We start from the raw sequence: 25,665 nt of genomic DNA, 5'->3' as shown, positions 1-25,665 counted from the left end.
TTCTTCTTCTGTCAAATGTGCATCCATCTCTCCTTCCAGGGCTGCATTCAATATACTTTCCAATAGTGGGGCAAAGGCGCCGTCCTTACCCAACAAAGGCTTGCCGGCTTTCAGCTGTTCAATGGCCTTGTTCTTGATACTCTCGAAATCAAATTCTTCTTTCATAAAAAAAACTGTGTTAGCAAAGTTAATACTTTATTCCTTGCTGACACAGTTTAATTTACATCCTCAAAAGGTGAAGGGTTGCTTTAAACCCTTCACCTTTTTTGTTTTATATTACTGCACAGTAATAGCCAGGCTATTATGTATTAACTCAAAAGTCTTTTACTTTTATCTCAAATACTATAACCTACTCTCTTTTCAATACAGGTCGCAAAGCTTGCCGACGTAGGTCGTTAAGATTTGCGACCTGTATCGGTAAGCTTAACGACCTGCGTCGGCAAGTAAACAAGTCCCTTCCTTCGCCTTAGCTTTCAATAGCTTTGAACTTACTTCCTCGGTATGTATTCATTTATATTTTAAAAGGTGAATGGTTTAAAGTAACCGTTCACCTTTTTCTTTATTCATTCACCTACTATTCACAATTATAATATCCTGTATAATAATATATTACCATTGTACAGGTGAAGGGTGAACGGTCTTTTACGGAAAAAACTATGTAATTGAAACTTACATATCCTCCATGCTCAACGCACGATATTCAATATCATACCCCCTCAGTTCTTTTTGTATGGAAGTTGCTTTCTGAACCAGTTTATCCAATTTTATATTTTCCTTATTTCGTTTTATTTCTGCTACTATCGCTTTTTTATCAAAATCATCTAAGGCGATCAAATCGATTTCGTTTTCTCCTTTTCGATCCCAATAGCCCCCAGGTTTGTATATAACATTGGTTCAGATTTGCGTGCTACAAAAAAGTAGAGCATAGGAATTCCTTCTGTCGCTTTAAAAAGGAGCTTTGTTTTTCCAATACGCCTGCGCCCCATTAAAACAGTCATTTGAGCATTATGCAAAGACATCTCTCCTATCTCTTTTAGCTGCTTCAGTTCTTTTTCTCTGTTATAAAACTTCATATTATCAACCTTTTATCGTTTTCCGAAACCCGCAGTTCCGAACTGTGCATTTCGGAACTGCGGGTTTCAATACAAGCAAAGAAAGTAAAATTACAGGTATAAAACAACTATTCGATAAATAATATACATAATATTAGTCATCATTCTGCTTCCACCGTATACCCTTTCAGGTTGGCAAATGTCAGGATGGAGCTGTTGATTGCTTTACCCAGATCGTCTCCGCTTTCATCTCCTTCCTTTTTAAGTTGTTCTTCGATATAAGCCTGGCGTTTGATTGCCAGTTCGGCTATTTCTTTTTGGATAGCAGTTCTCTCCTTTTCCTTTTGAGTGATGATGCTCTTTATTTCTTCTGTAGACTTGTTTTGCAGTTCTTTGGGCAGTTCATCCTTTTGGATGCTCGACAAGACGTTTTGGTCTTCTTTCATCTTATCTACCAAGTCCCATGACGTATTTTTGTAAGCTGATCCGGATTTGCTTACGGCACGTTCGGCATAATTGGCCGACGATATTGTGCCGGCATTTTTGTCCTGGGCAATCTGATTCATTTTACGTTCTCTCCCGGTAGAGCCATAACTGACATAAGTATCGTTCAACTTATTGTTGCATAGGATAATCTGCGGGTCAAAAGGTGTTTTGATGGCACGGACAGTCGCATCGGCATTTATATTGAAGAATTTGCCGTTTCCTCTCAAAGCGGCATCCTTCCAATAGTCACGGACACCGATTTCTTCATCACCGCAATGGATTGTATTGACAAATATATTCTTCTTCAAGGCATCGGCAATAGCCGTTTTGTAAGAGATAGAACCCTGCGTAAACTCTTCATTGCCGGCAATATAGACCAGTTTCATATCCGCTTCGTTTCGCCCCCACTCCAACTCTTTTACTGCCCGCTGGATGACTGTACCGCAATACTCTTCGCTTCCGCTGGTTGTCAGGGCGAATAATTCTTTCGAGATCAGGTCGAGATCGACTGTCAACGGGGTTATTTGACGGATATAATCACCTTTATACAGCATATAACTGCCATATTCGTATAAGGCAATCTCTATTTCCGGTGTCTCCCCCTTATATTTCAGCGTCGTGAGTGTATTGACTATATTCCACAGACGGGATTTAGCCTGTTCGATCAGTCCCTGCATGCTGCCGGAAGTATCCAGCAGGATAGCAACCTGTATTTTCGTCTTTTTGGCAGTTACGGCATTTGTGACCGGTGTACTGGCAGGCTCTGCATTCGCTGTTACGTTTCTGGCTTCCAGCATGCAACCTATTGATGTTGTTAATGCTGTAAATAAGATACATAGTAGAATAATTCTTTTCATATTCGGAATTTTTTTAATAGGTTTATGGCTCAAAAATAGAATGTTAATAATTAAGATTCCGGGAAGAATGGGTGAACCGGCGTTTTGAGTTGGTGAAATATAGGATATAAATGTTTTACTTATATTTACTTTACAATCTCAATAAAACATGATATGAACAGACTGATTATATATTTGACAATATGGCTGCTAACAGGTCCCTGCATAACAATGACAGCACAGGATTCCATTCCTCCTGTCCATCAAAACAGTGCCAGAAAAGCAGTGATGAAACTCTCCACGTCACTGGAAAGCGGAAAGTCGGATTATTCGGTTGCGACGGATTATGAAGCATTGGCAAAAACACTCATGATACAGGGGGAATACGAGAAAGCAATGAATTATCTTATCAGTGCCCGCCAGTTGTTTTACAAAATCAAAAACAATGAAAAGATAGCACGGGTCGACCGTGAAATGGCAAGGATACAGGAAATACAAGGGAAGATACAAGAGGCTATTTTAAGTTATGGCAATGCTGCCCACCTATCACAGGACACTAATTTTATTGAACTGAATACGAATGATGTGAACCGGTTAAAGAACATCTCGAACCCGGTTGCACAATCTCCTTATATCCAGCGAAATATTGAATTGCTGAACACCTCCTACAAACCGGAACAACAAGAGGACCGGGTCGCCGCCTTCCATCAGATGGCAAATGTCAACCTGGTCATGGATAATAAGGAAGCCGCCATAGGTAACCTGAACAGCATATTGTCTGAAGTGAAGGACAAACCGGTAGAAACCATCAAGGTACAAAGAGAAATTGCCAAAGTATATGCCGCCGACAGCCAACAGGTAAAGGCTCTCGCCTCCCTTCAGCAATCCTATGATATGGCGTTGAAGGAGGGCCATACGATAGAGGCTAAGAAAAGTCTGGAACAGCTGGTCGAGCAATACAGGAAAGAGAACCAGCAACGGAAAGCCTTGGACTTATATGCAGACTTTATGGAAAAACTGGAACCACTGGTTAAATCGGACAGCACACTGATAGACCAGAAATTCTTTCAGGCACATGAAGCCCGTATCGCCCAGTTGGAGAAAGAACGTATCCTGAAAGACGAACTGATCAGAAAGAAAAACACCTTCAACTATGTACTGATCGGCTCGATTGTCCTGATCCTTATTTTTCTCGTGTTTATCGTCAAAGCCTGGTATTCCATCAGACGGAAGAATAAAAAGATAGCCCTCCAGTCGTTGCGCCGTGAGATGAATCCTCATTTCATCTTCAACAGCCTGAATAGTGTGAATCAGTTTATTGCCCAGAATAATGAGTTGGAGGCGAATAAGTATCTTTCCTCCTATTCCCGCCTGATGCGGAATATAATGGAAAACTCCAATAAAGACTTTACGCCGCTCTCGACGGAGCTCGAACAATTGAAAGAATACCTCGATCTGGAACACATGCGTTTCAGCGATAAGTTTGTTTACGAGACAGAGGTGGATGAATCGCTTGACACCGACCATATCTCTGTGCCTAACATGCTGATACAACCCCAGTTGGAAAATGCGATCTGGCATGGCTTACGGTATAAAGAGTCCGGTGGCCTGCTGAAACTGTCCGTAAAGCCGGAAGGCAATAGTCTTTGTGTTAAAATCGAAGACAATGGGATCGGACTGAAAAAAAGCAACGAGCTTAAAACCCGGCACCAGAAAGAGCATCATTCACGCGGCCTGACTAATACCCGTGAGCGTATCAACCTATTGAACAGCTTGTACGGTATGCATATCACGATCGAAATTATTGAGAAGGAAGGAGATGATGAAGATACAGGCGTGATCGTCCTGCTCAGATTCCCCCTTATTGTCTGATTGCGCATGAAATTTTGTTATAGGATATATTTATTATTTTTTGCTAATGATAATTATATCCTGTAAGTTTGTTGCTTAAATCATTTATTCGTTAAAACAACATCAACATGAATGACACTATTAGAAAAATGAAACAAAGGAAAGTGCTCATACTCGCTTTGGCCTTCCCCTTGTTTTCACCATTATCCATGCAAGCCATACAAAAAGCCGACAATGTATGTATGGAAATACAGCAGGATAAGAAAATTGTCGGTGTGAAACAGATCAATCCTACGACTGTTGAACTCCTGTTCTCCGATAATCAGAGAATGGCCTTTGACTTTTACGGAGAGAACATCTTCAGAGTATTTCAGGACGTCAACGGAGGGATCATCCGTGATCCGGAGGCCAAACCGGAAGCACAGATCCTGGTCGATAACCCGAGAAAGCCAATATCCCCGTTAACGCTGAAAGAAGATAATAAGACTATTTCTATCAGTACCAAAGAGATCAGACTGGAACTGGATAAAAGCACTTCCCTGTTGAAGGTGACCAATCTGGCAACAGACAAAGTTGTTCTGGAGGAGGTAAAACCGGTTCTTTATGATAAGGGAAAAACAATCCTTACCTTAAAGGAAAATCCCGGCGAATACTTCTATGGCGGTGGTGTACAGAACGGGCGTTTCTCGCATAAAGGAAAAGCGATCGCTATCGAAAACCAGAACAGCTGGACCGATGGCGGCGTTGCCTCGCCTGCCCCCTATTATTGGTCTACCAATGGCTACGGCTTTATGTGGTACACCTTCAAACAAGGTAAATATGATTTCGGTGCAGCCGAAAAAGGGACAGTAATATTGTCGCATGATACCGATTACCTGGATGCATTCTATATGGTCAATGACGGTGCCGTATCCTTGTTGAACGATTTCTATCAGCTGACAGGTAATCCGGTTTTATTACCGAAGTTCGGTTTCTACCAGGGACACCTGAATGCTTATAATCGCGACTATTGGGTGGAAGACGAGAAAGGTATCCTCTTTGAAGATGGCAAACGTTACAAGGAAAGCCAGAAAGACAATGGCGGTGTAAAAGAATCTCTGAACGGCGAAAAGAACAATTACCAGTTCTCCGCCCGTGCCGTGATCGACCGCTACAAGAACCACGATATGCCGTTCGGATGGCTATTGCCAAACGACGGTTACGGCGCCGGATACGGACAGACCGAAACATTGGACGGGAATATCCAGAACTTGAAAAGTCTGGCTGATTATGCTCATAAGAACGGTGTCGAAATCGGACTTTGGACACAGTCGGATTTGCATCCGAAACCCGAAATCAGTGCTTTATTGCAGCGTGATATCGTAAAAGAAGTGCGCGATGCCGGTGTCCGTGTTTTGAAGACCGACGTGGCCTGGGTAGGTGCCGGTTATTCATTCGGACTGAACGGTGTGGCTGATGTAGGCCATATCATGCCTTATTATGGCAACGATGCGCGCCCTTTCATTATCTCCCTTGACGGTTGGGCCGGTACGCAACGTTATGCCGGTATCTGGTCGGGTGACCAGACAGGCGGGCAGTGGGAATATATCCGTTTCCATATCCCGACTTATATCGGTTCGGGATTGTCCGGACAACCGAATATCACTTCCGACATGGATGGTATCTTCGGCGGAAAGAACCTGGCAATGAACACACGCGATTTTCAGTGGAAGACCTGGACGCCGATGCAGTTGAATATGGACGGTTGGGGTGCCAATGAGAAATATCCGCATGCTCTTGGCGAACCGGCAACATCTATCAACCGCTGGTATCTGAAAATGAAATCGGAGTTGATGCCTTATGCCTACAGCATTGCAAAGGAAGCAGTAGATGGTAAGCCGATGATCCGTGCCATGTTCCTGGAATACCCGAATCAGTATACTTATGGTAAAGCAACTGAATACCAGTTCATGTACGGACCATATTTCCTGGTTGCCCCTATCTATCAGGAAACACAGGCAGACGAAAAAGGTAACGATATACGCGACGGCATTTATCTGCCGGAAGGAACCTGGGTAGACTATTTTACCGGAGAAAAATATGAAGGCAACTGCGTTGTCAACAATTTTGCTTCTCCGTTATGGAAGTTGCCGGTATTTGTAAAGAGCGGCGCCATCATTCCGATGACCAACCCTAACAATAATGTTACCGAGATCAATAAGAACCTGCGCGTTTATGAAATTTATCCGGACGGCAACAGTTCGTTTACTGAATATGACGACGATGGCACGACACAAGCCTATTTGAAAGGTGAAGGTGTAACGACCCGGATCGAATCGGAAGTAGGCAGTAAGAATAATGTAACGATTACAATCCGGCCGGCAGCAGGCAGCTTTGACGGCTTCGTAAAAGATAAAGCAACCGAACTTCGTATCAATGTTTCCGAAATGCCGAAAAAAGTGGCTGCCAAAGTTGGTAAAAACAAGGTGAAACTGATGGAAGCCCGTTCGATGGACGAATTCCTGAAAGGTGAAAACGTTTATTTCTATGATGCAACACCCAACCTGAACAAGTTTGCAACGAAAGGAAGCGAGTTTGAAAAGGTAACGATCACTAAGAACCCGCAGTTATTGGTAAAGCTCGCTTCTGCGGACATCACAGCGAACGAAACGAGTATCAGCTTTGAAGGTTACAAATTCGATATGGGTAACAGCCACCGTGTTTCGACCGGTACACTGGCCGCTCCTGTTGCACAGGTCACAGATGAAAACCTGGAAGCCTATTCATTGAAACTGACCTGGAATAAAGTGGCAGGTGCCGACTTCTACGAAATTGAATTCAACAATATGCTGTACACGACTATCAGAAATACAGAATTGTTGTTCGACGGACTGGAAGCCGAAACTGATTATGCCTTCAAGATCCGTTCTGTAAATAAAGACGGTTATTCCGATTGGTCTTCCTTTAATGTGAAGACGAAATCGAACCCGCTCGAGTTTGCTATCAAGGGAATCCGTGGTGAAGTGACTGCCGAAGAGCAGGGTGGTTTCGAGATCTTCCGTCTGTTCGACTTTGCTGAACTGGGAGACATGTTCCATACGAAATACCGCAAGAATGCTATACCGTTCGATATGATCATCGACTTGCGCACGGTTAACCAGCTGGATAAATTCCATTATCTGTCACGTCAGGACGGCGGTAACGGAACAATGCTGCGAGGTTTCGTCTCTTACAGTATGGATAAAGAAAACTGGATACCGGTCGATTCCTTCCGATTCGAACGTAACGGTGATGTGAAGATATTCGAATTCAAGGATAAACCGAAAGCACGCTACATCAAACTGAATGTGACGGAAGGTGTCGGCAATTACGGTTCAGGCCGCGAATTGTACGTCTTCAAGGTACCGGGAACAGAAAGCTATCTGCCGGGTGATATCAACAACGACAAGAAGATCGACAGCAATGACCTGACTTCTTACATGAACTACACAGGTTTGCGTAAAGGTGACAGCGACTTCGATTATGTAAGTGCCGGCGATATCAACCAGAACGGCCTGATCGATGCTTACGATATATCTGTCGTTGCCACTCAATTGGATGGCGGCATCGAAGAACAGGATACAGCAAAAGTAGCCGGAACGATCGGGATCAGCGCTCCTAAACAGTCTTACAACAAAGACGAGATCGTGGAAGTCAAGGTTACAGGTACAGACCTCAAAGCGGTTAACGCATTGAGTTTCGCTTTGCCGTACGACCAGCAGGATTACGAATTTGTCGGCATAGAGCCGTTAAACCTGAAAGTCATGGAGAACCTTACTTACGACCGTCTGCATACAAACGGCCAGAAGGCTTTGTATCCTACTTTCGTTAATCTCGGTGATAAGGAAGTATTGGAAGGTACAACCGACCTGTTCATCCTGAAGCTGAAAGCAAAACGTAAAGTCAAATTCAATCTGAAGGCCATCGATGGCATACTGGTTGATAAAGACCTGAATATGTCTAAGTTCTAAGGACTTGCCATAGATAAAAATTCAGAATCCCCTGTTCCGGTATAATTGTCCGGAACAGGGGATTTTTTTATGGCTTAAAATAGTATCTTTGTCTGAACGATATATAAAAACGGAAGACTCTGAATATGGAAATGCTACAGAAAATAAGAAGCGTCATCGTTGAAGATGAATCGGCTGCCCGTGAGGCATTGAAGAATTATCTGGCAAAATACTGTCCGGTCATCGAAGTGGTCGGAGAAGCCCACGACTGTAAATCGGCCGTCCCTTTACTCCATGAACTGGAACCGCAATTGGTGTTTCTGGATGTGGAAATGCCCTACGGCAATGCATTCGACGTATTGGAAGGATGTAAAGACCTGTATTTCGAAACCATATTTGTCACCGCCTTTTCTGAATATTCGCTCCGGGCGTTGAACCAGAGTGCAGCTTACTATCTGCTGAAACCGGTCAGCATCGAAGAACTGATCCTTGCCGTAAATAAGGTACAGCAACACATCGTCAACCGGGAGATATTCAATCGCAATCAGATCCTGATTGAAAATATGCGCGAGCCGAAACCAGAGAAGCGCCAGGTGATCCTCCCTACTCTCGAAGGATTTGAAGTAATAAAAATGGAAGATATCATCCGGTTGCAGGGAAACGGAAATTTCACCGATATCTATTTGAAAGATAAAAGCAAGAAGATGGTCTGCCGCTTTCTGAAATATTTCAGCGAGATATTGCCGTTCCCGTTTGTCCGTGTACACAAATCACATATAATCAATCTCCATTGTGTCAGGTCATACCACAAAAACTCCGGCGGTTACATCGTGCTGGAAGATAATACGGAGATAGAAATATCGTCCAGCTATAAAGATGATTTCCTCCGGATACTGAAATCACAGTAAGGAATTTATAGCTTAACTGTTACGGTACTCCTGGGGTGTCATGCCGGTATGCCTTTTAAAATATCTGTTAAAGAACGACATATTGTTGAATCCCAGCGAAAAGGCAATCTCCTTGATCGGAAGTTCCGTTGATTTCAGCTGTGCTTTAATGTCCATCATAACAATGGCCGTTATTATTTCGAGCGCCGTTTTTCCTGTTTCCTTTTTTATGGTCGAACAAAAATGGGAAACGGTAACACCCAGATGTTCCGCATAAAAAGCAACGCTCCGTTGTTTCGTATAATTCGACATGACCAGTTTGATAAATTCACGGCACATCACTTTACTGCGTGAATGCAATGCGCTTTTCCACTTGCCGTGATTCTTATACAATTCGGCCGTGCCTTGCATAAAAATAGTGAAAACAGATTTAATGATCTCCTTATTCTCCAGCGTACAAGGCAATGAATAAGCATGGATCAACGGTTTGAAGATATCCAGATATAACTGTGAAAGATCCTCCGATAAACAAATGACCGGATTCTCAGCCAGTATAGGAAGTAACCGTACGGTTGTTAAGACCAGGTTATTATTCTCCATGAAACCCTGCGAAAAGCAGGCATAGAAGAAATGAGCATCCGGAGAAACGTCATTAAGCTGGATGAAACTGTCCGGCGTTAATGTGATAAAATCATCTTTTTTGATTGTGTATTCAGACAGGTTGATTGTAGCATGGACAGAACCTTCTACACAAAATGCAAAAAGCACTGCTTTCATTTTACATGAAAAGCGCACGTAGCGATTCAGCATGTCTCCGGTGATATTGTCGCCTGCAATAAAATCCGTGGAAATGTCAAATATTTGTATGTTTGCCTCCATATTGTCCTGATAAATGATTTTCAAAGATAGTATATTTGAGTTTTCTACACTAATAATCGCAAAAACAGGACATAGAAACCCAATAATAGGTATTGATCGTTCCGTTCAAATCTATGTACTTTGCAAAAGTTTAAACAAAGAAAGAAAAAATGAACCGAAAGAGTTCTCTTTTGTTTTATTCTAGAAAGAGGACATGTATTATCTAATAAAATTATAATTATGGAACTAGAGAAAATCGGAGAAAATGCCGGCAAAGTCTGGCATGTGCTGAACGAAGGAAGAGAGTTGACAATACCAGAACTGAGCAGACGGATTGACCTGAGCCACGAAGATACCACCTTAGCTATCGGATGGCTGGCCAGGGAAAACAAAATTTATATACAACGTAAGAACGGGCAGATATTGGTAAGCAACGGAATACAACAAGGGTTATACTTTGGATAATATACCATCGAAAGCGTCAGTAAGGTTCATATGCCTGCTGACGCTTTTTTAATTATCCGGCTATTTTATCTCCTGATGTTGCCGGTTATTAATATAGGTCAGTGCCGCACCGATCGCCGTCCGGTATTCTGCATATTCCGGTATCAGGAAATGACCACCGTACATTTCTTCCAGCCGGGGAAAGATACTTTCACACTGCGGCAGTTTCGTCAGATTTCCGATCAGGACGTAATTATGTATGTCGCTGTTCAGTGCAGCGAGGATCACTGATTGCCCGATGCATTGGAGTACCATGTAAATAATACCCAGCGCTACGTCTTCCTGCGAAGAATTGGCTCCGGCCTTTCCGAAAGTAGAGGCTGTCGCATCCAGAGGCAGTCCGGGCAAAGGTATATTGCAGATATCCTGGATTTGCAGGTTTATAGTCGTTATATCTCCTTTCAGGGCCAGCTTGACAATCTGGTGAAAATCCTGCGTTTTAAGCAACAGCCGGGATAAGCCCAGTATGGTACCCCCACCGATCCCTATACCGCCGATATGTTCGATCAACGGACCGTCCACTTTTACAAACGAAGTCCCCGTCCCCATACTGACAACGATCAGCTTATCCAGCTGCGTCAGATATTGCGCCCCGAGTCCGTTAGCCAGAAATTCATCTGTTTTGGCTGTAGGCAAACCATAGAGCGGCTGATTGATGTATGCACTGCCTACACCGGTAAGCATCACTTTCTCTATATCGGAAAGGGGAATATCATTCTCATATAAATACTTGCCGAAAGCACCGAACAGCGATGTTACCGGGTCGGTCGCCTTGACAAACATGGGATTCCGGATCTCCTTATCGTCGATCCCCACTATTTTGGTAGTGCTCCCTCCTACGTCTATACCAATTACTATGCCCATAACTTTTTGTTAAAATCGGATTCAAAGATACATGTTCTTATTGAAAATTAGTACCTTCACGGATAATAACTTTAAATGGAGGACCGGATATGTTTGCAGATTTTAATTTTCAACAGATGATAAGTGCTTTCATCGTACTGTTTGCCGTAATCGACATCATTGGTTCCATCCCCATTATCATCAATCTGAAGGAAAAAGGAAAAGACGTGAATGCTTTAAAAGCAACGGTTATATCTTTTATCCTGATGATCGGCTTCTTTTATGCAGGCGATTTTCTCTTGAAACTATTCCATGTGGATATCGAATCGTTTGCTGTGGCGGGTGCATTCGTTATTTTCCTGCTGTCGTTGGAGATGATACTGGATATCGAGATATTCAAGAATAACGGGCCGATCAAGGAAGCCACGCTGGTGCCTCTGGTCTTCCCCTTGCTGGCCGGTGCCGGTTCGTTTACAACCCTGCTTTCATTGAGGGCCGAGTATGCCAATATCAATATTGTAGTCGCTTTGATACTGAATATGCTATGGGTCTATTTTGTGGTGCGTATGACTAAGCAGGTGGAACATCTGCTGGGAAAAGGCGGTATCTATATCATCCGTAAGTTTTTCGGCATTATCCTGTTGGCAATATCCGTCAGGTTGTTTACAGCCAATATCACCCTGCTGATTGAAGCGCTGCATAAATAAGCAATAAAGATCATAATTTTTGCTATAAAGCAAAAAATAAATGCTTTAAGATGTTTACTTTTGCCTTTTCAATTAAAACATGGTTGAAAAGGCTTTTTTATGCCGGATACTTACAATTAGACTAAATAAATTACAAACTTATATCAACTTTTAAGTCTTATGGAAAACAAAGCTATCCTTAATGCCAACAAGCATATTGTCTGGCTGGATGTAATGCGGTTTGTCGCGATGTTCACTGTTGTCTGTTGCCATTGTGCCGATCCTTTCAATTTCTTTACGGGTGAACTGCCAGCCAATATCGGCGAAATTAAATTCTGGGGAGCTGCCTATGGCGCTTTTCTCCGTCCGTGCGTACCCTTGTTTGTCATGATAACCGGAGCTTTGTTGTTGCCGGTCAAAGGAGAAGCATCCGTTTTCTATAAGAAACGTATCCCACGTGTGCTTTGGCCGTTCCTGATCTGGTCGGTTCTTTACAATTTATTCCCCTGGATTACAGGATTGTTAGGACTTAGTCCGGAAGTGATACTTGACTTTTTCCCTTACTCCGGAGAGGAAGCAACCCACCAGGCTTTGAGTGTTTCATTGAAAAATATCGCTGAGATACCGTTCAACTTCTCCCTGCTGGATGTACATATGTGGTACATCTATCTGCTGATCGGCTTGTATCTGTATCTGCCGATCTTCTCTGCCTGGGTGGAAAAAGCGTCTGATAAAGCAAAGCTATGGTTCCTGGCAGCCTGGGGAGTGACAACTCTTCTTCCTTATTACAATGAATATGTATCGCAATACCTGTGGGGAACCTGTTCCTGGAACTCGTTCGGCATGTTGTACTACTTTGCCGGTTTCAACGGTTATCTGCTGCTGGGACATTACCTGCGCAAGCTGGAATGGCCGGTCGGAAAGATACTGGCTATCGGTGTCCCGATGTTCCTGATCGGCTATGCCGTTACTTTCACCGGGTTCCGCCATGTAACTTCATTGCCGGAATACAGCGATGAACTGCTGGAACTGTTTTTTACCTACAACTCTCTTAATGTCGTGATGATGACTGCCCCGATCTTTATGCTGGTGAAGAAAGTGAATATACAGTCGGTTACCATTCAGAAAGCGCTGGCCAATCTGACACTTTGCGGTTTCGGTATCTATATGGTACATTTTTTCTTTACCGGTCCGAGTGTGATCCTGATGCGTACGATCGGCATTCCGGTTTGTTTGCAGATTCCGCTGGCTGCTGTCGTTGCTTTCAGCGTCTCATGGGCAATTGTTTATATGATCTATAAGGTTGTCGGCCGGAAAGCTAAATACATTGTTGGATAAATAAGCATATTTTCAGATCCTTTTTCATTCAATTCGGTTTGATAGTCAAACTATCTTGTTTTCTTTTTGTTTCTATATACCGGACATATTATTGAATTTACTTGCATTTTTGCCGAACTAAATCAACAATTATGATGGATATAGAATTTAAGCAGATTTATCCTCCGTTACGCGATTGCGTAAATCGCTTGATCGAGCGGAAGATACAAGCAGGCAGGGACAGGACCGCTGCCAATTACCGAAGTGCATGGAACAAGTTTGTGGCCTATAAAGGTCGTAAAGTAAGGGAACTGACTATTGCAGACCTGACGGCAGGGTTGGTACAGGAATTTGTCATGTGGCTGTTGCAGGATAAGAAATCAAGAAATGATGAACTTAGTCCCGGCAGCCAGGACTTTTACTTGCGCAATCTGAAAGCAATCTATAATAATATAAAAAAAGATCTGCACTATCATGATCCTGCCGGAAATCCTTTTGAGGGACTGCATATCACAGTCCCTTCCACCCGTAAACGGGCTCTTCCCGAGCGTGACATCAAGAGGCTGGCCCGCCTTCGACCTGTCTGAGAGACCGGAGCAACTGGAGGCTCTTCATCTTTCCCTTTTCCTTTTCTATGCCCGTGGCATGTGTTTCGTTGATGCCTATAAACTGGAACAGGGAAATGTGCATTACGGATATATCCAATATAACCGTAGCAAGACACAGGCTGTCCTACAGGTAAAGATTACTTCGGAAATGCACCATATTATGCAGTTGTACAAACGGAAAGAATCTCGCTGGGTATTCCCGTTCCTGCACGAAAAGCTGGTTGGGAAAGGTGTGTTGACGGCTCAATCGTCTTTACATCGTGTGAACGAGTATCTGAAAGAGATCGGTGACAGATTGAACCTTCCTTATCCCCTGACCACTTATGTGATGCGCCACAGTTGGGCGTCGCTGATGCTGGAATCGGGTTCGGAGATAGGGGTTATCAGCCAGTCGCTCGGTCATATGTCTTTGCAAACGACACAAATATATCTGGGGCAGTTATCCAAATCAAAGATGGATAAGGCTTCCGAAGATATGCTGGATCACCTGGTTCGTGGCAGCCGGAAGAAACAACTTTAGAAACCTTCCGTACCCGTCGCGCCCCCTGCCCCAGTATCCGCCCCTCCTGTTGTAGCCTGGCAACCCCAGCCTTCTTCCTCCGGTAGCAGATGGAAAAATGTACTGACATCGCTGGCAACACGGTTGCTGATGTTTGCAACAAGTTGATAATATAAAGGTGTCAAAGGAGGTATGTCATAACCTTGTTTTGTCATGGCGGACTTGATCCGGGATGACAGGACAGTGAACTTTGGTATACCTCCTCTACTTTTGCAGCCTCTCTAATGTAGACTTCAATCTTTACGTTTTCCTTTACTATTCAGATATTCGAGCAAGCCTTTGCCCGGTTTGAATTTTACACTGTTACGCGATGGAATGGTTACCGGTATGCCTGTTTTGGGATTCCGTCCCGGCCGTTCGCTTTGCGACCATAGTGTGAAGGTTCCGAACCCCTGGCTAACCATCATCCCTTCATCAATAAGGGCATCCGCCAGTATATTTTCGTAAGCACTGATAAACGTTAGAGCTTCTCTCTGTGAGATAGATAAACGGGCAGCAATTCTTTTAGCAAATTCAATCTTATTCATAACTTAAAAATCAACAATAATATTTTTTATTACATCTACTTCATCAAAAATAGCGACATTCCCATCGGTGATCTCTACACGCACATCGGCACTGTTGGGACCGGCAATCCTGAATGTAATGTCATAAGAATAATCGCGGGCTATGTTATAGTCGTTCGTGAAGTTTCCTCCCAGGTAAAAAGTATATTTCACTTTTACACCGTCGGTATGTGACGGATCATATTTGTAAGTACCGGTCAGTTCAATATAAGTACATCCGGCTAACTTGTCGGACTCACTTCCCGGCCCATTTTCATTCTGGTTCTTTCCCTGCTGGGTGGCAGATTTGCCGAGACCACGGAGATTCTCGGCCATATAGAACTCTCTGGAAACGGTCTGGTTTGGAGTTGTTATCTGGTCGACCGTCATGTTAAAGGCTCCTTTGACTACGTCATCGGTGGCAGGATACGTTTTTTCATTTGTCCCTCCTGCCCTATAGGTTGCCATATTTTTGGGAAGGTTATATATTTTGACAGATGCACTGCCACTTGTTTCATCCAACGTAAAAAGGCCGGGAGAGACAGATGTGATATTCACTTTTATTTTAGCGAAAGCCCTAAACATCTGCGCCCTCACTTTTATCACACCTTCGTTCGTCGGGGTATAATAAAACGGTTCAGATGTAAGTAGTTTGGGAGATGTTGTCACAAATGGCTTTTCCGAAGTCCCTATAAGCACAGTCTTTGCTTTTAATTTGCTTTCCGTTATTTCTGCTAACTCATTTACTGTCAGTGAATACATAGCATCATCACTTCCTTCATTTGTCAACATTGCCCTGCTTCCGTTCGCAATCACATAAAAGAGGCTATTGTCTGCTGTAAATTTGCTTATATCCGTATCTCCTCCCGTTTTTAGATTGACAATCAGGCCATCCTGATTCTCGTCTGTGGATTTAGAGATGCCGGACTGAGGAACATAAAGCGCTTTTAGGCAACTACCGGTACTTTTATTATCATCGTCGTTTACCTTAAACTGAACGATCCATACATTCTGTACTTCTACACCGCCCAAAACAGGCTTCGTGTCACCTGTTCCTTTTGTTTCCACATGGATAGACTCCGGCATGCTTAACTGAATATATAACTGCCTTGTTTTTTCCTGCAAGCCCTCTTTTTCGCAGCCGCAGAAGCATATGCAAAAGAATAACAGGGATAATATCCCTTTTCCTTCTATCTTTTTCATTTCTTTTCCTCCTTTTTATTATTTGCCGACTTCGTCTGTCGAAAATTTTACAGTCGTATATTCCAGAATAGCCAGTGAAAGGTCTGTCGGTTCCTGGTCTCCGAAGAATGTCAACGTGAATTCGAACTCGTATGTCATTCCCGGAAGAAATGATTTATAAACCTTAGGCCTGTAGGGAAATATTTTATGCGTCAGTTTACCATTTTTCATATAACCTATATTCAGATTGAGTTCAAACACCAACGGATCGGCTCCTTTCAATGGCAGTATCACTAAAGGCGTTGTATTTTCACGACCGGCTTGTACATTATCATTGTTGCCATTAGAGAAGTCTGTCTCACCCAATCCGGCAGTACCTGTTTGTGGAATAGTTTCACCATTGTTCCAGACCGTTTCCCCCATCTGATAGGATAAATTACCGGAGAGCTTAGTAATATTTACTGATGAAACAGCTAATGTTGATACGGAAACCGGTTGGGTACGATTCGCTTGCACCTTTATGACCACATTCGAGCAAAGCCGTGTAAAAGGTTCAGGTAAGGTAACCGACATCATGTCTTCGCCCGCCGATGTCGGTTGGACGGAGATTCCTTTGAGGTTTGAATACATAAAATCTTTGCCGTTGGATACTTCGATCAGATTCTTTGCACCATTAGCCGTAGGATAAAAATCCTGACTATTATAGGATACCAGGTAAATATCATATTCTCCGCGGTAAAGAGTCAAGCCTATATCGTCGACAGCTACAGCAGTACCGGCCTCATTGACCACATAGTCACCCGATCCTACCGGTGAACCGTCGTTTGTCATGGTTCCTTTGGTATAAGCATAAGCACGGATTTTTGTGCCTTTGGTTAATTGTGCCGATCCACTCTCCGCTTTCGTCAGTTCCGCCCGGTAGAGATTGAATGAAAGGGCGATCTTATCACCGCTTTCTTCCGGGATCACCTCGTTCTGGCAAGCTGTCAGCGAGAGGAGCATCGCGGTTATTAGTTGTATAAATAGTTGTTTCATATTCATTATCTAATGTCTGTTTATTAAATACCTACCTGGGTATTCTGGTCGGAGTCTTTTTTCCAGTCGTGCACTGTCACGCCGCTGATCGTCCCTCCCATTTTACTTACTTTGATTTGATAGATATACTCCAATCCGGCTTGCCATTGTACGCCTGCCCAGTTTGCTACTTGATCATTTTTGACCGTACTGGTTTCGAAAACACGCTCTATACCCCCTACGCTAACAGTCAGGCGAAACAATAATGCTTTTTCGGGCGCATCTATCGGTGCAACCAGGGAAGATACATTGGGCGAAGGGAGCGAATTTTTCAATACGACCGAACCTTTCAGCGTGATCAGTTCTCCCGAAGACAAAGCCGTCAGTTTGCCGTTGTTCAGATACATCTTGCCCTGCTGGCCTGTTAGCAGATATCCCGTTCGGCTGACGATCTCCACTTTGGTCAGTGTAAGCGTTTCCGAAGCAGAGGCATCTTTAGTGATCTCAAAACTTACTTTCGCCAGGGCATGCTTCATGGTGAAACTGATGGCTTTATCTGATTTTGACGCAGTGACCGGCGCACTCTGATCGGCATACAGGTAATCATCCTGGTTTTGAGTGCTGAAAAAGTTTTCGGAATTGACAACAATCTCGATGTAATGTTTGCCGTCTGAACTGTTCTTTGCCGTTAGCGTCGTACCGTCGGTACGTTTAAGCGGATAGTAGGCATAGATATTATATGGGGCATCTGCCAGTTCGGGAGGCGTTTCGCATCCCCATGAACTACCTTCGTAGGAGAAGACGGACAAGGCGTGTGCAGCTATTTCACTATTTTCCGAACTGCCGGCACTCGGAGCGGATTCTGCCGTGTGGGTGGCATATACGTTCACTTTGTCAATCGAACTCACTACGGCTTTGGTACTACTTCCTTCATTTTCGAGATTGACGGAAAGCACTTGCAGAAAATTGCCGTCACCGGATTCCGACACTTCCTCTGTTTGGCAGGCTACCAGTAAGAGACAGGCCAGCCAGCTGATATTTTTGCTTGATATGTATTTCATAGAATGCAATTATAAATATTGATAATAAAGATACGTTCGGATCAGGTTGCGCTTCCCACATCACTTGTTCCCCCTTCGCCAAATGGTTCCACTGTGACACTGTTCAGGATCAGGTTGTCGTTGGAGGAAAAGTTATAGATGTAATTATAACCGGGCTTGAACTCTTTTGCAGCCTGGATATAAGTTTCATTCTCAGCAGGTGAACCGTTGTTTGTAAATCCTGACACAGTGAGAGCAAATCCCCGTTGCGTTCCCGGATTCAGGATACAGGTGAACGCATGGTTCATCAACGCATCCGCATTCGAGGAGGTTCGCAGCATCTTGATTGTTTTGCTGCTGTTATCATTCGTGCAGAGATCATTGCCAGCCAGCGTGGCGGTTACATTCTTTCGTTTGCTATCGCTTTTGTAAGCAACCGTAATAGTGATCTTCGTAAATACAGGGGCGAATTTGAACTTCACATAATTGCTTGCAGTCGTTATCTCCGACATTAGTTTGTTGCTTTTCATGAAGTTTGCTCCGGTATTTGCATCACCGTCAGCCTGATCAGCCAGAATGGTGCTGAAATCATCCGGATAGACGGCTGTGATCGTTTTGCTGGTGCCGTCGACCGTCAGGCTTTCGCTTTCCGGCAACCATTGCGCGTCTTTTTTCTTATAGATTTTGTATACATCTCCAATGATGATCCTGATGGGATCATCATTGACAAACGAGCGTTTGTCGTAGCTATTGGCCGGGGCTCCTACCGCCTTACTTCCGGTTACGGAGGAGACGATCTCTGCCGATACGACCAAATCCTTTTTATCCTGTCTGTCTCCATCGACCGGTGTTTCGCTGGTGCAGGCTGCCAGCAAGAAAGCTGAGAGTCCGATAAGAGTCGCTTGTGTTAGATAATGTTTCATGTTGTTCTGCTTTAAGTGGTAGGATCAAAATTACCTGTGGTCTCATCCCCTTTTAGCCAGCCTTCGATCTCCATGCCGTCAGGGACTAATATATTGTTCTGTATCTTCAGGTTGTATTTATAATGCTGGCCGGCTACCATCGGACAGGAAATCTCTGTTTTATAATTTACCTTCTCATAAGTCAGCGACAGAGAAATGGCCGTACTTGCGACAGTTGTTTCCTCCTGATTTTTGGGATAAACGATACCGCACCAGGTCGCCGCTCCGTCCGGTCGATAAAAGTTCATCGTTTCCTGTGTGTTTTTTCCGGAGTACAGTCCTTCGCCACTTACCGTAAAATCAGAGAAAGTACCGGATAACACATCTCCGGCAGCAGATCCGGTAGCGGCACCCGTGAATACCAGTGTGATTTTCGTATTTTGGTGGACAAAAGCATTGGCACCCGTGAATTGGAGTTCGCCGGTGGAAGAAGATATATCGGGTGTTTTCAGCAGGTTACTTTTCAGATAATTGGCTGTTGTAGACTGGTTCCATTCTATGCCGTTGTAGTTTGTTGGGAAAGTAGCCTGATAGGTTGCTCCGATACGGAGGCTGAGACTTCCCTGTATACTCCATCGACCATTACTTCCCAGCTTATAGTTGGCTATATTATTATCGTTATTACCGCTATAGGTTCGTGTGACAAGAATCACGTCGCCTTCAACAAAACGGCTCCGGTCGTAAGCGTTTGCCAGATCTTCGGCTGCATTATCCGTCCGCGTATCGTTTGGGAGGTTGCTGATCTCCGCCTGTACCGTTACAGGGATCTCTCCTTCTTCGGGGCCGTTTATCACGGCTTCACCTGAGCAGGCTGTCCATGCCAGGAACAGACTGCACAGGGCTGCCGGTAACATCTTCCGATTTTCTAAGTTCAATGTTTTCATCTCTTATACCTTTATCTTATTACTATTTATCAGGTTTATATTCCCTTCGATGGTTCGTATCCGTCGGGATAAAGCGAGCCGTCCCCCTGGGAGTCATCTCCTCCCCAGCCATTGCCCCAGGTGCTTATCTCTGTGCTTTCTACGGCAATCTCACGGTCGGTCAACGTCAGGTTAAACTTGTAACGGTTGCCTTTCTGCCAGGCTTTCGGGGGGAGAGTGACGGATAATTCACGTTTGTCGCTTGTCGTTTCGCCCTTCTTGTCCAGTACTACCGTCAGTTTCAGATCGGATGGTGCCGTTTCGAGAGGAGCCACCAGGCCATAGGCTACAGGTGCGGGAGAACCGGCTATCCCGCATAATCGGGCCGTTCCTGCGGTTGCCGTCAACGTTAACGTCGGGCTGTTATCCAACGCCAAAGTCCCGTCATTGATTTGCATGGTGTTCTTATCGGCAGCGCCGGAAACACGGAACGGGTTGGTCCCGTTTGTTGTCGATAACCGTATTTCCTTTACATAGTCGTATATCTGGTCTACATCACGGCCCGATTTGCTTTGCAGGGTAAAAACCAGCAACGACAAGGCATGCTGCATGGATATTTCCGGAGAAAAAGGTTTCTTATCGGCTGTTTCGGCAGCGTTGTTTGCCGTGATAGGGCTAGCTACGCCTACTTCGCCGGAAGCAGAGCCATACAGATAATCGGTCGCCGTACAATCCTGGTCGTTGGTGCCGTCAAATTCCTGCGAGGCCGGGACGGTTACTTTTATTTTGTGTTTCTCGTCTGCGTTTGAAGGAATAAAACCCATATTGGAATCTTCGGCCTTTATGGGCGGGTAAAAGGCGAAGATACGTGCCATGTCGCTGGACAGGTTTACGGCTGGAGTGCCTTTCCATTCGTCACTTCCATCGCTTATTCCGGACGTCAGGGTGTAGACAGACAGTCCATCCCATCCGGATTCTGTATTGGGGTAGACTGTATGAGAGTCTGCATTCCGGGTAATGAATAATTGTACCTGATTGATTTGGTTCGTTCCGGGATTGGCATCGGTACCGATTATTACAGCGCGGGTTTTGCTCCCTTCCATCTGTATCCGGGGAGAAAGGACGGCATATTTCCCGTCTGACGACCATTCTTCATCGCTCGATGTGCAGGCGGCAAGCAGCAAAAGGAGTACGAAAGATTTCTTTATATTGTTTTGTTTGACCATAATTTATCGTATTTACAGGGTTCCACTTGAATCGTTGCTGTCATCGTCGGGGGCATTCCAGCTGACTACCGAAACACCTGAAAAAGAGAGTCCGGTACCGTTGATTGTGACTGCATAGGTGTATATCTTTCCGGCAACCCACTCGGGATCGTCACCGTAGGCGATGCTCATATCTTTATTATCGACAGTCAGGCTAATGGTGGAAGCTGCCTTGGCACATGGTAAGGCATAACTGGTGATGATAATATCGTTTCCTGTCTCAACTTCCTTGCCTTTGCTGCCGGAAACCAGATTGTAAGTGTACGCATTGGCAGCCGTTGTTCCTAGAAACGTGCCGTCGGTCAGTTTCATCTTGGTGTTGGCGGTTAGGGTCTGCATCGAACGGGCATACTTTACTTCGCTTACTATCGGAGTACCCGGATAGCTATCTCCTTTTTTTAGGATGAGTTTGAGTTGCACAAAGGCATGTTTCATGCCGATTGCGACGGACGGACCGGATTGGTTTACCGTGCCGCCTGTACGATTACCGTTGGCAACAGGCTGGCTGTCGGTGAATCTATCAGCTTCCGCTTTATTCTCATCATAAGCGACACCATACATATAATCGTTTTCCGGAGTGGTAAAATCGGTGTTGCCATCTGCCGGAAGTATCGGCGATAGATCGATAGTGCTTGCCGGAACAACAGGGATGACCGGGACGGGAACACTGATAGTAACAGTCCCATCCGCAGGTGTCCCGTCTTCTTTCAGCTTACCGGCATCCACAATATCATTGGCTCCGTTGGCAGGTACGGGATGACAGGAAAAGATTGTAGCATCCTTTTCAGGTACTAGCCAGAGGGCCTGGTCTGTACTGGCGCTGTTGTCCGGGATAAAGGTAGTATGACCGCTTTGGGTGGTGCGGACATATTTCCCGTATATTCCGGCGGGCCATGTTCCGTAGTACGTCGTCGCGTCATCCTTATCTTTGCCGACTGCGTAGAAACCGATTGCGTCAATTTCATTTGCCTCATTTATCCCGCTACGTGTCAGGGAAACGCCCGCAATGCGGGGAGAGAGGCTTACCGGGCTACTCTCCTCTCCTTCCGTCTCCCTGGCGCAAGATAAAGAAGCTAATAAGGGGATGAAAAATAACAGATATGTGTTAGGTCTCATATTTTCTGATTATTATTTGACTTCTAATTCTTTATTACCTCCGTTACCCCATTCCTGAACAGTCACGCTGGTTATCGTTAACTCCTGACCACTGAGCTTTGCGGTATATTGATAGTTATTGCCGGCTGACCATTTCGATTTATCTGTAGAACCAGCCAGCTTTACAATATAATCTGTTCCATCAATCGTAAAAGCTACCTGGACTTTGTTTTTATCAATCCCATCGGTAGCAACCGGATCAGGCAAGACCAGAAAGCTGAATTTCTTGGAAGCATTTTTAGCATCCGCCTCCGTAGTGGCTACAGTGGCAGAAGCGGGTGTCCCTTTCTTTATAAGGGTGTATCCTCCATCTATAAAACGATTGTAAGTTATATCAACAGGAGCGTTCGGGATAATAGTACCATTACCAATATTCATTGTAGGATTCGTTCCTTTGCTCAATGCGACATCTGAGGATGAAACATTACTTAATTTTATACCTGTCAGGCTACCTGTACCATAATAGGTTCCGTCATTATAGATACGGAAACTGACCATTGCGAGGCCATGTCTCATGTTCAGACTGACTGAAGCGTCAGGAGGCGTAGAACCTGATTTTTTTCCGTTGCTGGCAGTGGCTGCGTGAGTTTTGTTATCGTTATCTTCGGCCCACATGAAATCTATTTCACCGGGGGCAGAGATGATTTTGTCTTTATCAGCATTATCTCCACTCCAATCAGTGTTGAAAGTCTTATCAGCATTATTGATACCTGTCGGATATTTATTATTGTCATCCGCACTACTGTTTCCCGCAAAAACAGAAATGGGAACAGTCGGACTGTCGCTGGATAGATTAGTAACCGTCCATTTTGTATTTGCAGTTTTGCTCGGGTCGTAAGCCGGATAAACAGCATAAATAGTGGCTGTTTCATGTGTCAGGTAGATTTTGGGAGTCGTTGCGTCATTTTTCCAACTACCATCACTTTTAGTATAGATGGCATAGTTGTTTCCTTCTTTGTAATCATTCCCAGAGGCAAATACGGCGATCTTATCGAAAGCAGTCTCGTCACTGCCGTTTATTGCGCTTTTTGTGAGTGTCACGCCGGCGGTGACGCCTAGTTCGACGGCATCCGGATCGTCATTCGGATTGTAGGGTGCGTCTTCGTTGCTGCAACTACCGGCAGACAGGGCAGCCCAAAATATCAGGTAAATAGATAATTTCGTTTGTTTCATGTTGTTCGTTTTTTTATACTTGTTGTTTTTATAGGGTTATTCAACCAGATTCAGATCATCATTTTTTACTACCGGAACCCATTCGGATACGGTAACAGAAGAGATACCCAGTTCCTTATCACCTATATTCAGGGTGATTTCGTGAGAAGTTCCACCGGCAAAAGACAGGTTTCCTCCGTCTGATTGGGCGGTGATCTCAAGATCTTTGAATGTCCCGATGGAGGTTTCGACTGTCAGCTTATAAGCATCGGAAGTGCCGGTAAGCGGCGGTAAAAGCAGGGAACCCGAGAAAGGTGTTGCTGCCGTACCGCTGATCTCTGTTCCTCCGTCAGAGAGTTCCAAAGACGATTCACCGCTACCTGAAAATGCAGTTTTACCATCGGTTAGAGCCAGCGTGACACTGTTCATTGCTGTAACGGTTATTTTGTTGACTTTCACGGTCAAACCATTGGATACTATCTTCTTCGCTTTAAATGTCAACTGCGTAAGCAAATGCTTATAAGTGAGTGGAACAAAATGATTCCCATCCCATCGGTTGCCAGAGATTTGAGAGGCATACATCAGGTCGGTCTGGCCGGTAAGGGTGTACGTAACCTTACCATCATTACCGCTATACGAAGATGCTTTGGGAGCTACGGCAATCAGGTAAAGCCAGTCTCCGTTTTCCGGGTAAGTAGGGTTTCCAGACAATGGAACCGTACCGTTTGTCTGTACCTCCGTGTCTATCTTCCATTCTTTCGCATTAGCCGGAGAAGTGAGGCCGGTGTAATCGCCGCTGCGCATAGAGGCAAAGACGGTGGTGCCGAAAGCCTTGGTGATCGCTTGATCGGCATCGGCCTTCGTTTCCACTGTCGCATCCCCCTGGGCATGCAGTTCGATCGGGACTTGTTCAGGCTCGGATTGCTCCGAGTCTGAACAGCCTGATACCAGCAATAATGCCGGGAATAAAAGCAGATATATACGTTGTCGCTTCATTCGCTTTGAGATTATTTTACTGTTACGGAACCTTTTTCACCCGGTTCCCAGTCAGTCACTTTGGCGCTCGTTGTAACTTTTTCAGCACCAGCTGCTGCGGTCGGTGCAGTAATTGTAAATGTAACCAGGTGCGATTTACCCTTCGCTGTAACCAGATTTTCTCCTCCGTCTTTTTTCACCGGCAGGTTATTATAAACTTTAATCTGACCACCTACCGATAGTTCCAAATCGACTAGTATGTTTGTCGCCGGAGCAACCATTACAGGTACACTAGGAGCGCAGGTTTTTGCAGTAAGAGCCGTATTACATCCTAAAACCGAGATACTCTTTTCTGCTGTCCAGTTAATTTCACCTGTACTGAATGTCAGAGATTCAGGCAATTTAGCTTTCTGGATAGTTATTGTTTTTACACTTACGTCTTTGCCTGCCCATTCGGTTTTTGACAGATCGGCATTATCAAGTTTCGCATCAAAAGTAAGCTGGGTAGTTTCGTGTGTGAAGTTCAATTCAATACTTGATTCTGGAGAACCACTTGTTCCTGCATTTACTTTCGTTGCATACATCACATCCTGTAAACCATCTACATCACTAAATGTAACTGTTGTTCCGTTTACAACTCCCTTTGGAGAAACACCTAAAATATAGGCTTTCGTAGAAGCAGAACTTACCGGATAATACAGTGTAGGAGTTAATTCTATTTCTCCGGCAGTTGTACTTGCTTTAAACTGGGTATTGGAAACATTGGCACGGGCAGCATCATTTGCTAATGTGTTATTTTGTTCCCCGGTTAATACATTTTCCGTCCTCGGAGTAAACGGTGTAAACGCAGGATTATCCCCATCCGCCATTAATATCACAGCAGTCATATCACTACCGACAGTTACTGCTGCCTTTGTTTCTACTCCACTGACCTTCTGACTGATCTGGACAGGCACCGCATTTGCCGCCTCGCCATTGTCAATCACATTCTCTTCGTCATTTGAGCAGCTTGCCATTATCAGGGCCAATGCTGCCATACTTAATAAACTCTTTTTCA

General features: G+C 44.5%; 25 protein-coding genes and 1 pseudogene. 8 read left to right on the top strand and 18 right to left on the bottom strand.

The window, feature by feature from the left end; translation table 11 throughout:
* From NBH14_RS27260 to NBH14_RS27245, 4 genes and pseudogenes are all read right to left on the bottom strand, one after another.
* Window positions 1-165, bottom strand: a pseudogene (locus NBH14_RS27260) (IS256 family transposase); the annotation flags it as partial.
* Between the two features lie 504 nt (window positions 166-669).
* Window positions 670-834, bottom strand: a complete 165-nt coding sequence (locus NBH14_RS27255; RefSeq protein ID WP_222622157.1) for a hypothetical protein — start codon at window positions 832-834, stop codon at window positions 670-672.
* Window positions 831-1,073 (bottom strand): ATP-binding protein, encoded by a 243-nt coding sequence (locus NBH14_RS27250; RefSeq protein ID WP_186961878.1) that lies wholly within the window; start codon window positions 1,071-1,073, stop codon window positions 831-833. Before NBH14_RS27250 ends, NBH14_RS27255 begins: the two co-directional genes overlap by 4 nt.
* Before the next feature lie 140 nt (window positions 1,074-1,213).
* A complete protein-coding gene (locus NBH14_RS27245) occupies window positions 1,214-2,395 on the bottom strand; it encodes a vWA domain-containing protein (RefSeq protein WP_186961879.1) in 1,182 nt (393 codons plus the stop codon).
* A gap of 153 nt (window positions 2,396-2,548) precedes the next feature.
* On the opposite strand from NBH14_RS27245, the gene NBH14_RS27240 reads away from it, so the two are divergent.
* The 3 genes from NBH14_RS27240 (at window position 2,549) to NBH14_RS27230 (ending at window position 9,101) form a co-directional block, all read left to right on the top strand.
* Window positions 2,549-4,246, top strand: a complete 1,698-nt coding sequence (locus tag NBH14_RS27240; protein WP_186961880.1) for a tetratricopeptide repeat-containing sensor histidine kinase — start codon at window positions 2,549-2,551, stop codon at window positions 4,244-4,246.
* Window positions 4,247-4,353: 107 nt separating this feature from the next.
* Complete coding sequence (locus tag NBH14_RS27235) at window positions 4,354-8,214, top strand: TIM-barrel domain-containing protein (RefSeq protein WP_186961881.1); 3,861 nt, start codon at window positions 4,354-4,356, stop codon at window positions 8,212-8,214.
* Between the two features lie 125 nt (window positions 8,215-8,339).
* On the top strand, window positions 8,340-9,101 hold the full coding sequence (locus NBH14_RS27230) for a LytR/AlgR family response regulator transcription factor (protein ID WP_186961882.1): 762 nt from the start codon (window positions 8,340-8,342) through the stop codon (window positions 9,099-9,101).
* A gap of 12 nt (window positions 9,102-9,113) precedes the next feature.
* Here NBH14_RS27230 and NBH14_RS27225 read toward each other — a convergent pair whose 3' ends face one another.
* Entirely contained in the window at window positions 9,114-9,959 is an 846-nt protein-coding gene (locus NBH14_RS27225; RefSeq protein ID WP_186961896.1) for a helix-turn-helix domain-containing protein, read from the bottom strand.
* A 219-nt stretch (window positions 9,960-10,178) separates the two neighbouring features.
* On the opposite strand from NBH14_RS27225, the gene NBH14_RS27220 reads away from it, so the two are divergent.
* Window positions 10,179-10,403: a winged helix-turn-helix domain-containing protein gene (locus tag NBH14_RS27220; RefSeq protein WP_007656634.1), complete on the top strand. Its 225-nt coding sequence runs from the start codon at window positions 10,179-10,181 to the stop codon at window positions 10,401-10,403.
* 60 nt (window positions 10,404-10,463) lie between these two features.
* Here NBH14_RS27220 and coaW read toward each other — a convergent pair whose 3' ends face one another.
* Window positions 10,464-11,306, bottom strand: a complete 843-nt coding sequence (gene coaW / locus NBH14_RS27215) for a type II pantothenate kinase (protein WP_128134867.1) — start codon at window positions 11,304-11,306, stop codon at window positions 10,464-10,466.
* Between the two features lie 89 nt (window positions 11,307-11,395).
* Between coaW and NBH14_RS27210 the strand changes: the two genes are divergently transcribed.
* The 4 genes from NBH14_RS27210 to NBH14_RS27195 all read left to right on the top strand — a co-directional run bounded on the left by NBH14_RS27210 (window position 11,396) and on the right by NBH14_RS27195 (window position 14,416).
* A complete protein-coding gene (locus NBH14_RS27210; protein ID WP_186961883.1) occupies window positions 11,396-11,992 on the top strand; it encodes a MarC family protein in 597 nt (198 codons plus the stop codon).
* A 159-nt stretch (window positions 11,993-12,151) separates the two neighbouring features.
* Window positions 12,152-13,309: an acyltransferase gene (locus NBH14_RS27205; protein WP_186961884.1), complete on the top strand. Its 1,158-nt coding sequence runs from the start codon at window positions 12,152-12,154 to the stop codon at window positions 13,307-13,309.
* A gap of 131 nt (window positions 13,310-13,440) precedes the next feature.
* Window positions 13,441-13,875, top strand: a complete 435-nt coding sequence (locus NBH14_RS27200) for a phage integrase SAM-like domain-containing protein (RefSeq protein ID WP_250817922.1) — start codon at window positions 13,441-13,443, stop codon at window positions 13,873-13,875.
* The gene (locus tag NBH14_RS27195; RefSeq protein ID WP_250817920.1) at window positions 13,838-14,416 is read left to right on the top strand and encodes a tyrosine-type recombinase/integrase; all 579 of its coding nucleotides are present in this window, start codon (window positions 13,838-13,840) and stop codon (window positions 14,414-14,416) included. The genes NBH14_RS27200 and NBH14_RS27195 overlap by 38 nt, the downstream gene beginning before the upstream one ends.
* On the opposite strand, the gene NBH14_RS27190 is transcribed toward NBH14_RS27195, so the two are convergent.
* The 12 genes from NBH14_RS27190 to NBH14_RS27135 all read right to left on the bottom strand — a co-directional run.
* Window positions 14,413-14,610, bottom strand: a complete 198-nt coding sequence (locus tag NBH14_RS27190; protein ID WP_250817918.1) for a hypothetical protein — start codon at window positions 14,608-14,610, stop codon at window positions 14,413-14,415. The genes NBH14_RS27195 and NBH14_RS27190 overlap by 4 nt on opposite strands.
* A gap of 78 nt (window positions 14,611-14,688) precedes the next feature.
* Entirely contained in the window at window positions 14,689-14,982 is a 294-nt protein-coding gene (locus tag NBH14_RS27185) for an HU family DNA-binding protein (RefSeq protein ID WP_186961885.1), read from the bottom strand.
* A gap of 3 nt (window positions 14,983-14,985) precedes the next feature.
* Entirely contained in the window at window positions 14,986-16,203 is a 1,218-nt protein-coding gene (locus NBH14_RS27180; protein WP_186961886.1) for a DUF4906 domain-containing protein, read from the bottom strand.
* 18 nt (window positions 16,204-16,221) lie between these two features.
* Complete coding sequence (locus tag NBH14_RS27175) at window positions 16,222-17,217, bottom strand: fimbrillin family protein (protein WP_250817916.1); 996 nt, start codon at window positions 17,215-17,217, stop codon at window positions 16,222-16,224.
* A gap of 23 nt (window positions 17,218-17,240) precedes the next feature.
* Window positions 17,241-18,257, bottom strand: coding sequence for a fimbrillin family protein (locus NBH14_RS27170; protein WP_186961887.1), 1,017 nt, complete (start codon window positions 18,255-18,257; stop codon window positions 17,241-17,243).
* A 41-nt stretch (window positions 18,258-18,298) separates the two neighbouring features.
* Window positions 18,299-19,159 carry a fimbrillin family protein gene (locus tag NBH14_RS27165; protein ID WP_186961888.1) on the bottom strand — a complete coding sequence of 287 codons (861 nt, stop codon included), beginning with the start codon at window positions 19,157-19,159 and terminating at the stop codon, window positions 18,299-18,301.
* Window positions 19,160-19,170: 11 nt separating this feature from the next.
* Window positions 19,171-20,082: a fimbrillin family protein gene (locus tag NBH14_RS27160; protein WP_186961889.1), complete on the bottom strand. Its 912-nt coding sequence runs from the start codon at window positions 20,080-20,082 to the stop codon at window positions 19,171-19,173.
* A gap of 35 nt (window positions 20,083-20,117) precedes the next feature.
* A complete protein-coding gene (locus tag NBH14_RS27155) occupies window positions 20,118-21,287 on the bottom strand; it encodes a fimbrillin family protein (RefSeq protein WP_186961890.1) in 1,170 nt (389 codons plus the stop codon).
* 12 nt (window positions 21,288-21,299) lie between these two features.
* Window positions 21,300-22,442 carry a fimbrillin family protein gene (locus tag NBH14_RS27150; protein WP_186961891.1) on the bottom strand — a complete coding sequence of 381 codons (1,143 nt, stop codon included), beginning with the start codon at window positions 22,440-22,442 and terminating at the stop codon, window positions 21,300-21,302.
* A 12-nt stretch (window positions 22,443-22,454) separates the two neighbouring features.
* On the bottom strand, window positions 22,455-23,654 hold the full coding sequence (locus NBH14_RS27145; protein ID WP_186961892.1) for a fimbrillin family protein: 1,200 nt from the start codon (window positions 23,652-23,654) through the stop codon (window positions 22,455-22,457).
* A 36-nt stretch (window positions 23,655-23,690) separates the two neighbouring features.
* Window positions 23,691-24,629 (bottom strand): fimbrillin family protein, encoded by a 939-nt coding sequence (locus NBH14_RS27140; RefSeq protein ID WP_186961893.1) that lies wholly within the window; start codon window positions 24,627-24,629, stop codon window positions 23,691-23,693.
* 11 nt (window positions 24,630-24,640) lie between these two features.
* A partial coding sequence (locus tag NBH14_RS27135; RefSeq protein ID WP_250817914.1) for a fimbrillin family protein occupies window positions 24,641-25,665 on the bottom strand: 1,025 nt, incomplete at its 5' end.

It is taken from the genome of Parabacteroides caecihominis (assembly GCF_023656785.1).
Taxonomy (GTDB): Bacteria; Bacteroidota; Bacteroidia; order Bacteroidales; family Tannerellaceae; genus Parabacteroides; species Parabacteroides segnis.
This window is presented reverse-complemented; position numbering and strand designations above follow the sequence as displayed.

Bases quoted from the DNA above. Each gene is read 5' to 3' on its own strand.
- NBH14_RS27220 (WP_007656634.1), top strand. From the start codon at position 10,179: ATGGAACTAGAGAAAATCGGAGAAAATGCCGGCAAAGTCTGGCATGTG.
- NBH14_RS27205 (WP_186961884.1), top strand. From the start codon at position 12,152: ATGGAAAACAAAGCTATCCTTAATGCCAACAAGCATATTGTCTGGCTG.
- NBH14_RS27235 (WP_186961881.1), top strand. From the start codon at position 4,354: ATGAATGACACTATTAGAAAAATGAAACAAAGGAAAGTGCTCATACTC.
- NBH14_RS27180 (WP_186961886.1), bottom strand. From the start codon at position 16,203: ATGAAAAAGATAGAAGGAAAAGGGATATTATCCCTGTTATTCTTTTGC.
- NBH14_RS27145 (WP_186961892.1), bottom strand. From the start codon at position 23,654: ATGAAACAAACGAAATTATCTATTTACCTGATATTTTGGGCTGCCCTG.
- NBH14_RS27150 (WP_186961891.1), bottom strand. From the start codon at position 22,442: ATGAGACCTAACACATATCTGTTATTTTTCATCCCCTTATTAGCTTCT.
- NBH14_RS27165 (WP_186961888.1), bottom strand. From the start codon at position 19,159: ATGAAACATTATCTAACACAAGCGACTCTTATCGGACTCTCAGCTTTC.
- NBH14_RS27160 (WP_186961889.1), bottom strand. From the start codon at position 20,082: ATGAAAACATTGAACTTAGAAAATCGGAAGATGTTACCGGCAGCCCTG.
- coaW (WP_128134867.1), bottom strand. From the start codon at position 11,306: ATGGGCATAGTAATTGGTATAGACGTAGGAGGGAGCACTACCAAAATA.
- NBH14_RS27140 (WP_186961893.1), bottom strand. From the start codon at position 24,629: ATGAAGCGACAACGTATATATCTGCTTTTATTCCCGGCATTATTGCTG.
- NBH14_RS27170 (WP_186961887.1), bottom strand. From the start codon at position 18,257: ATGAAATACATATCAAGCAAAAATATCAGCTGGCTGGCCTGTCTCTTA.
- NBH14_RS27155 (WP_186961890.1), bottom strand. From the start codon at position 21,287: ATGGTCAAACAAAACAATATAAAGAAATCTTTCGTACTCCTTTTGCTG.
- NBH14_RS27240 (WP_186961880.1), top strand. From the start codon at position 2,549: ATGAACAGACTGATTATATATTTGACAATATGGCTGCTAACAGGTCCC.
- NBH14_RS27230 (WP_186961882.1), top strand. From the start codon at position 8,340: ATGGAAATGCTACAGAAAATAAGAAGCGTCATCGTTGAAGATGAATCG.
- NBH14_RS27200 (WP_250817922.1), top strand. From the start codon at position 13,441: ATGATGGATATAGAATTTAAGCAGATTTATCCTCCGTTACGCGATTGC.
- NBH14_RS27175 (WP_250817916.1), bottom strand. From the start codon at position 17,217: ATGAAACAACTATTTATACAACTAATAACCGCGATGCTCCTCTCGCTG.
- NBH14_RS27185 (WP_186961885.1), bottom strand. From the start codon at position 14,982: ATGAATAAGATTGAATTTGCTAAAAGAATTGCTGCCCGTTTATCTATC.
- NBH14_RS27250 (WP_186961878.1), bottom strand. From the start codon at position 1,073: ATGAAGTTTTATAACAGAGAAAAAGAACTGAAGCAGCTAAAAGAGATA.
- NBH14_RS27210 (WP_186961883.1), top strand. From the start codon at position 11,396: ATGTTTGCAGATTTTAATTTTCAACAGATGATAAGTGCTTTCATCGTA.
- NBH14_RS27225 (WP_186961896.1), bottom strand. From the start codon at position 9,959: ATGGAGGCAAACATACAAATATTTGACATTTCCACGGATTTTATTGCA.
- NBH14_RS27245 (WP_186961879.1), bottom strand. From the start codon at position 2,395: ATGAAAAGAATTATTCTACTATGTATCTTATTTACAGCATTAACAACA.
- NBH14_RS27190 (WP_250817918.1), bottom strand. From the start codon at position 14,610: ATGACAAAACAAGGTTATGACATACCTCCTTTGACACCTTTATATTAT.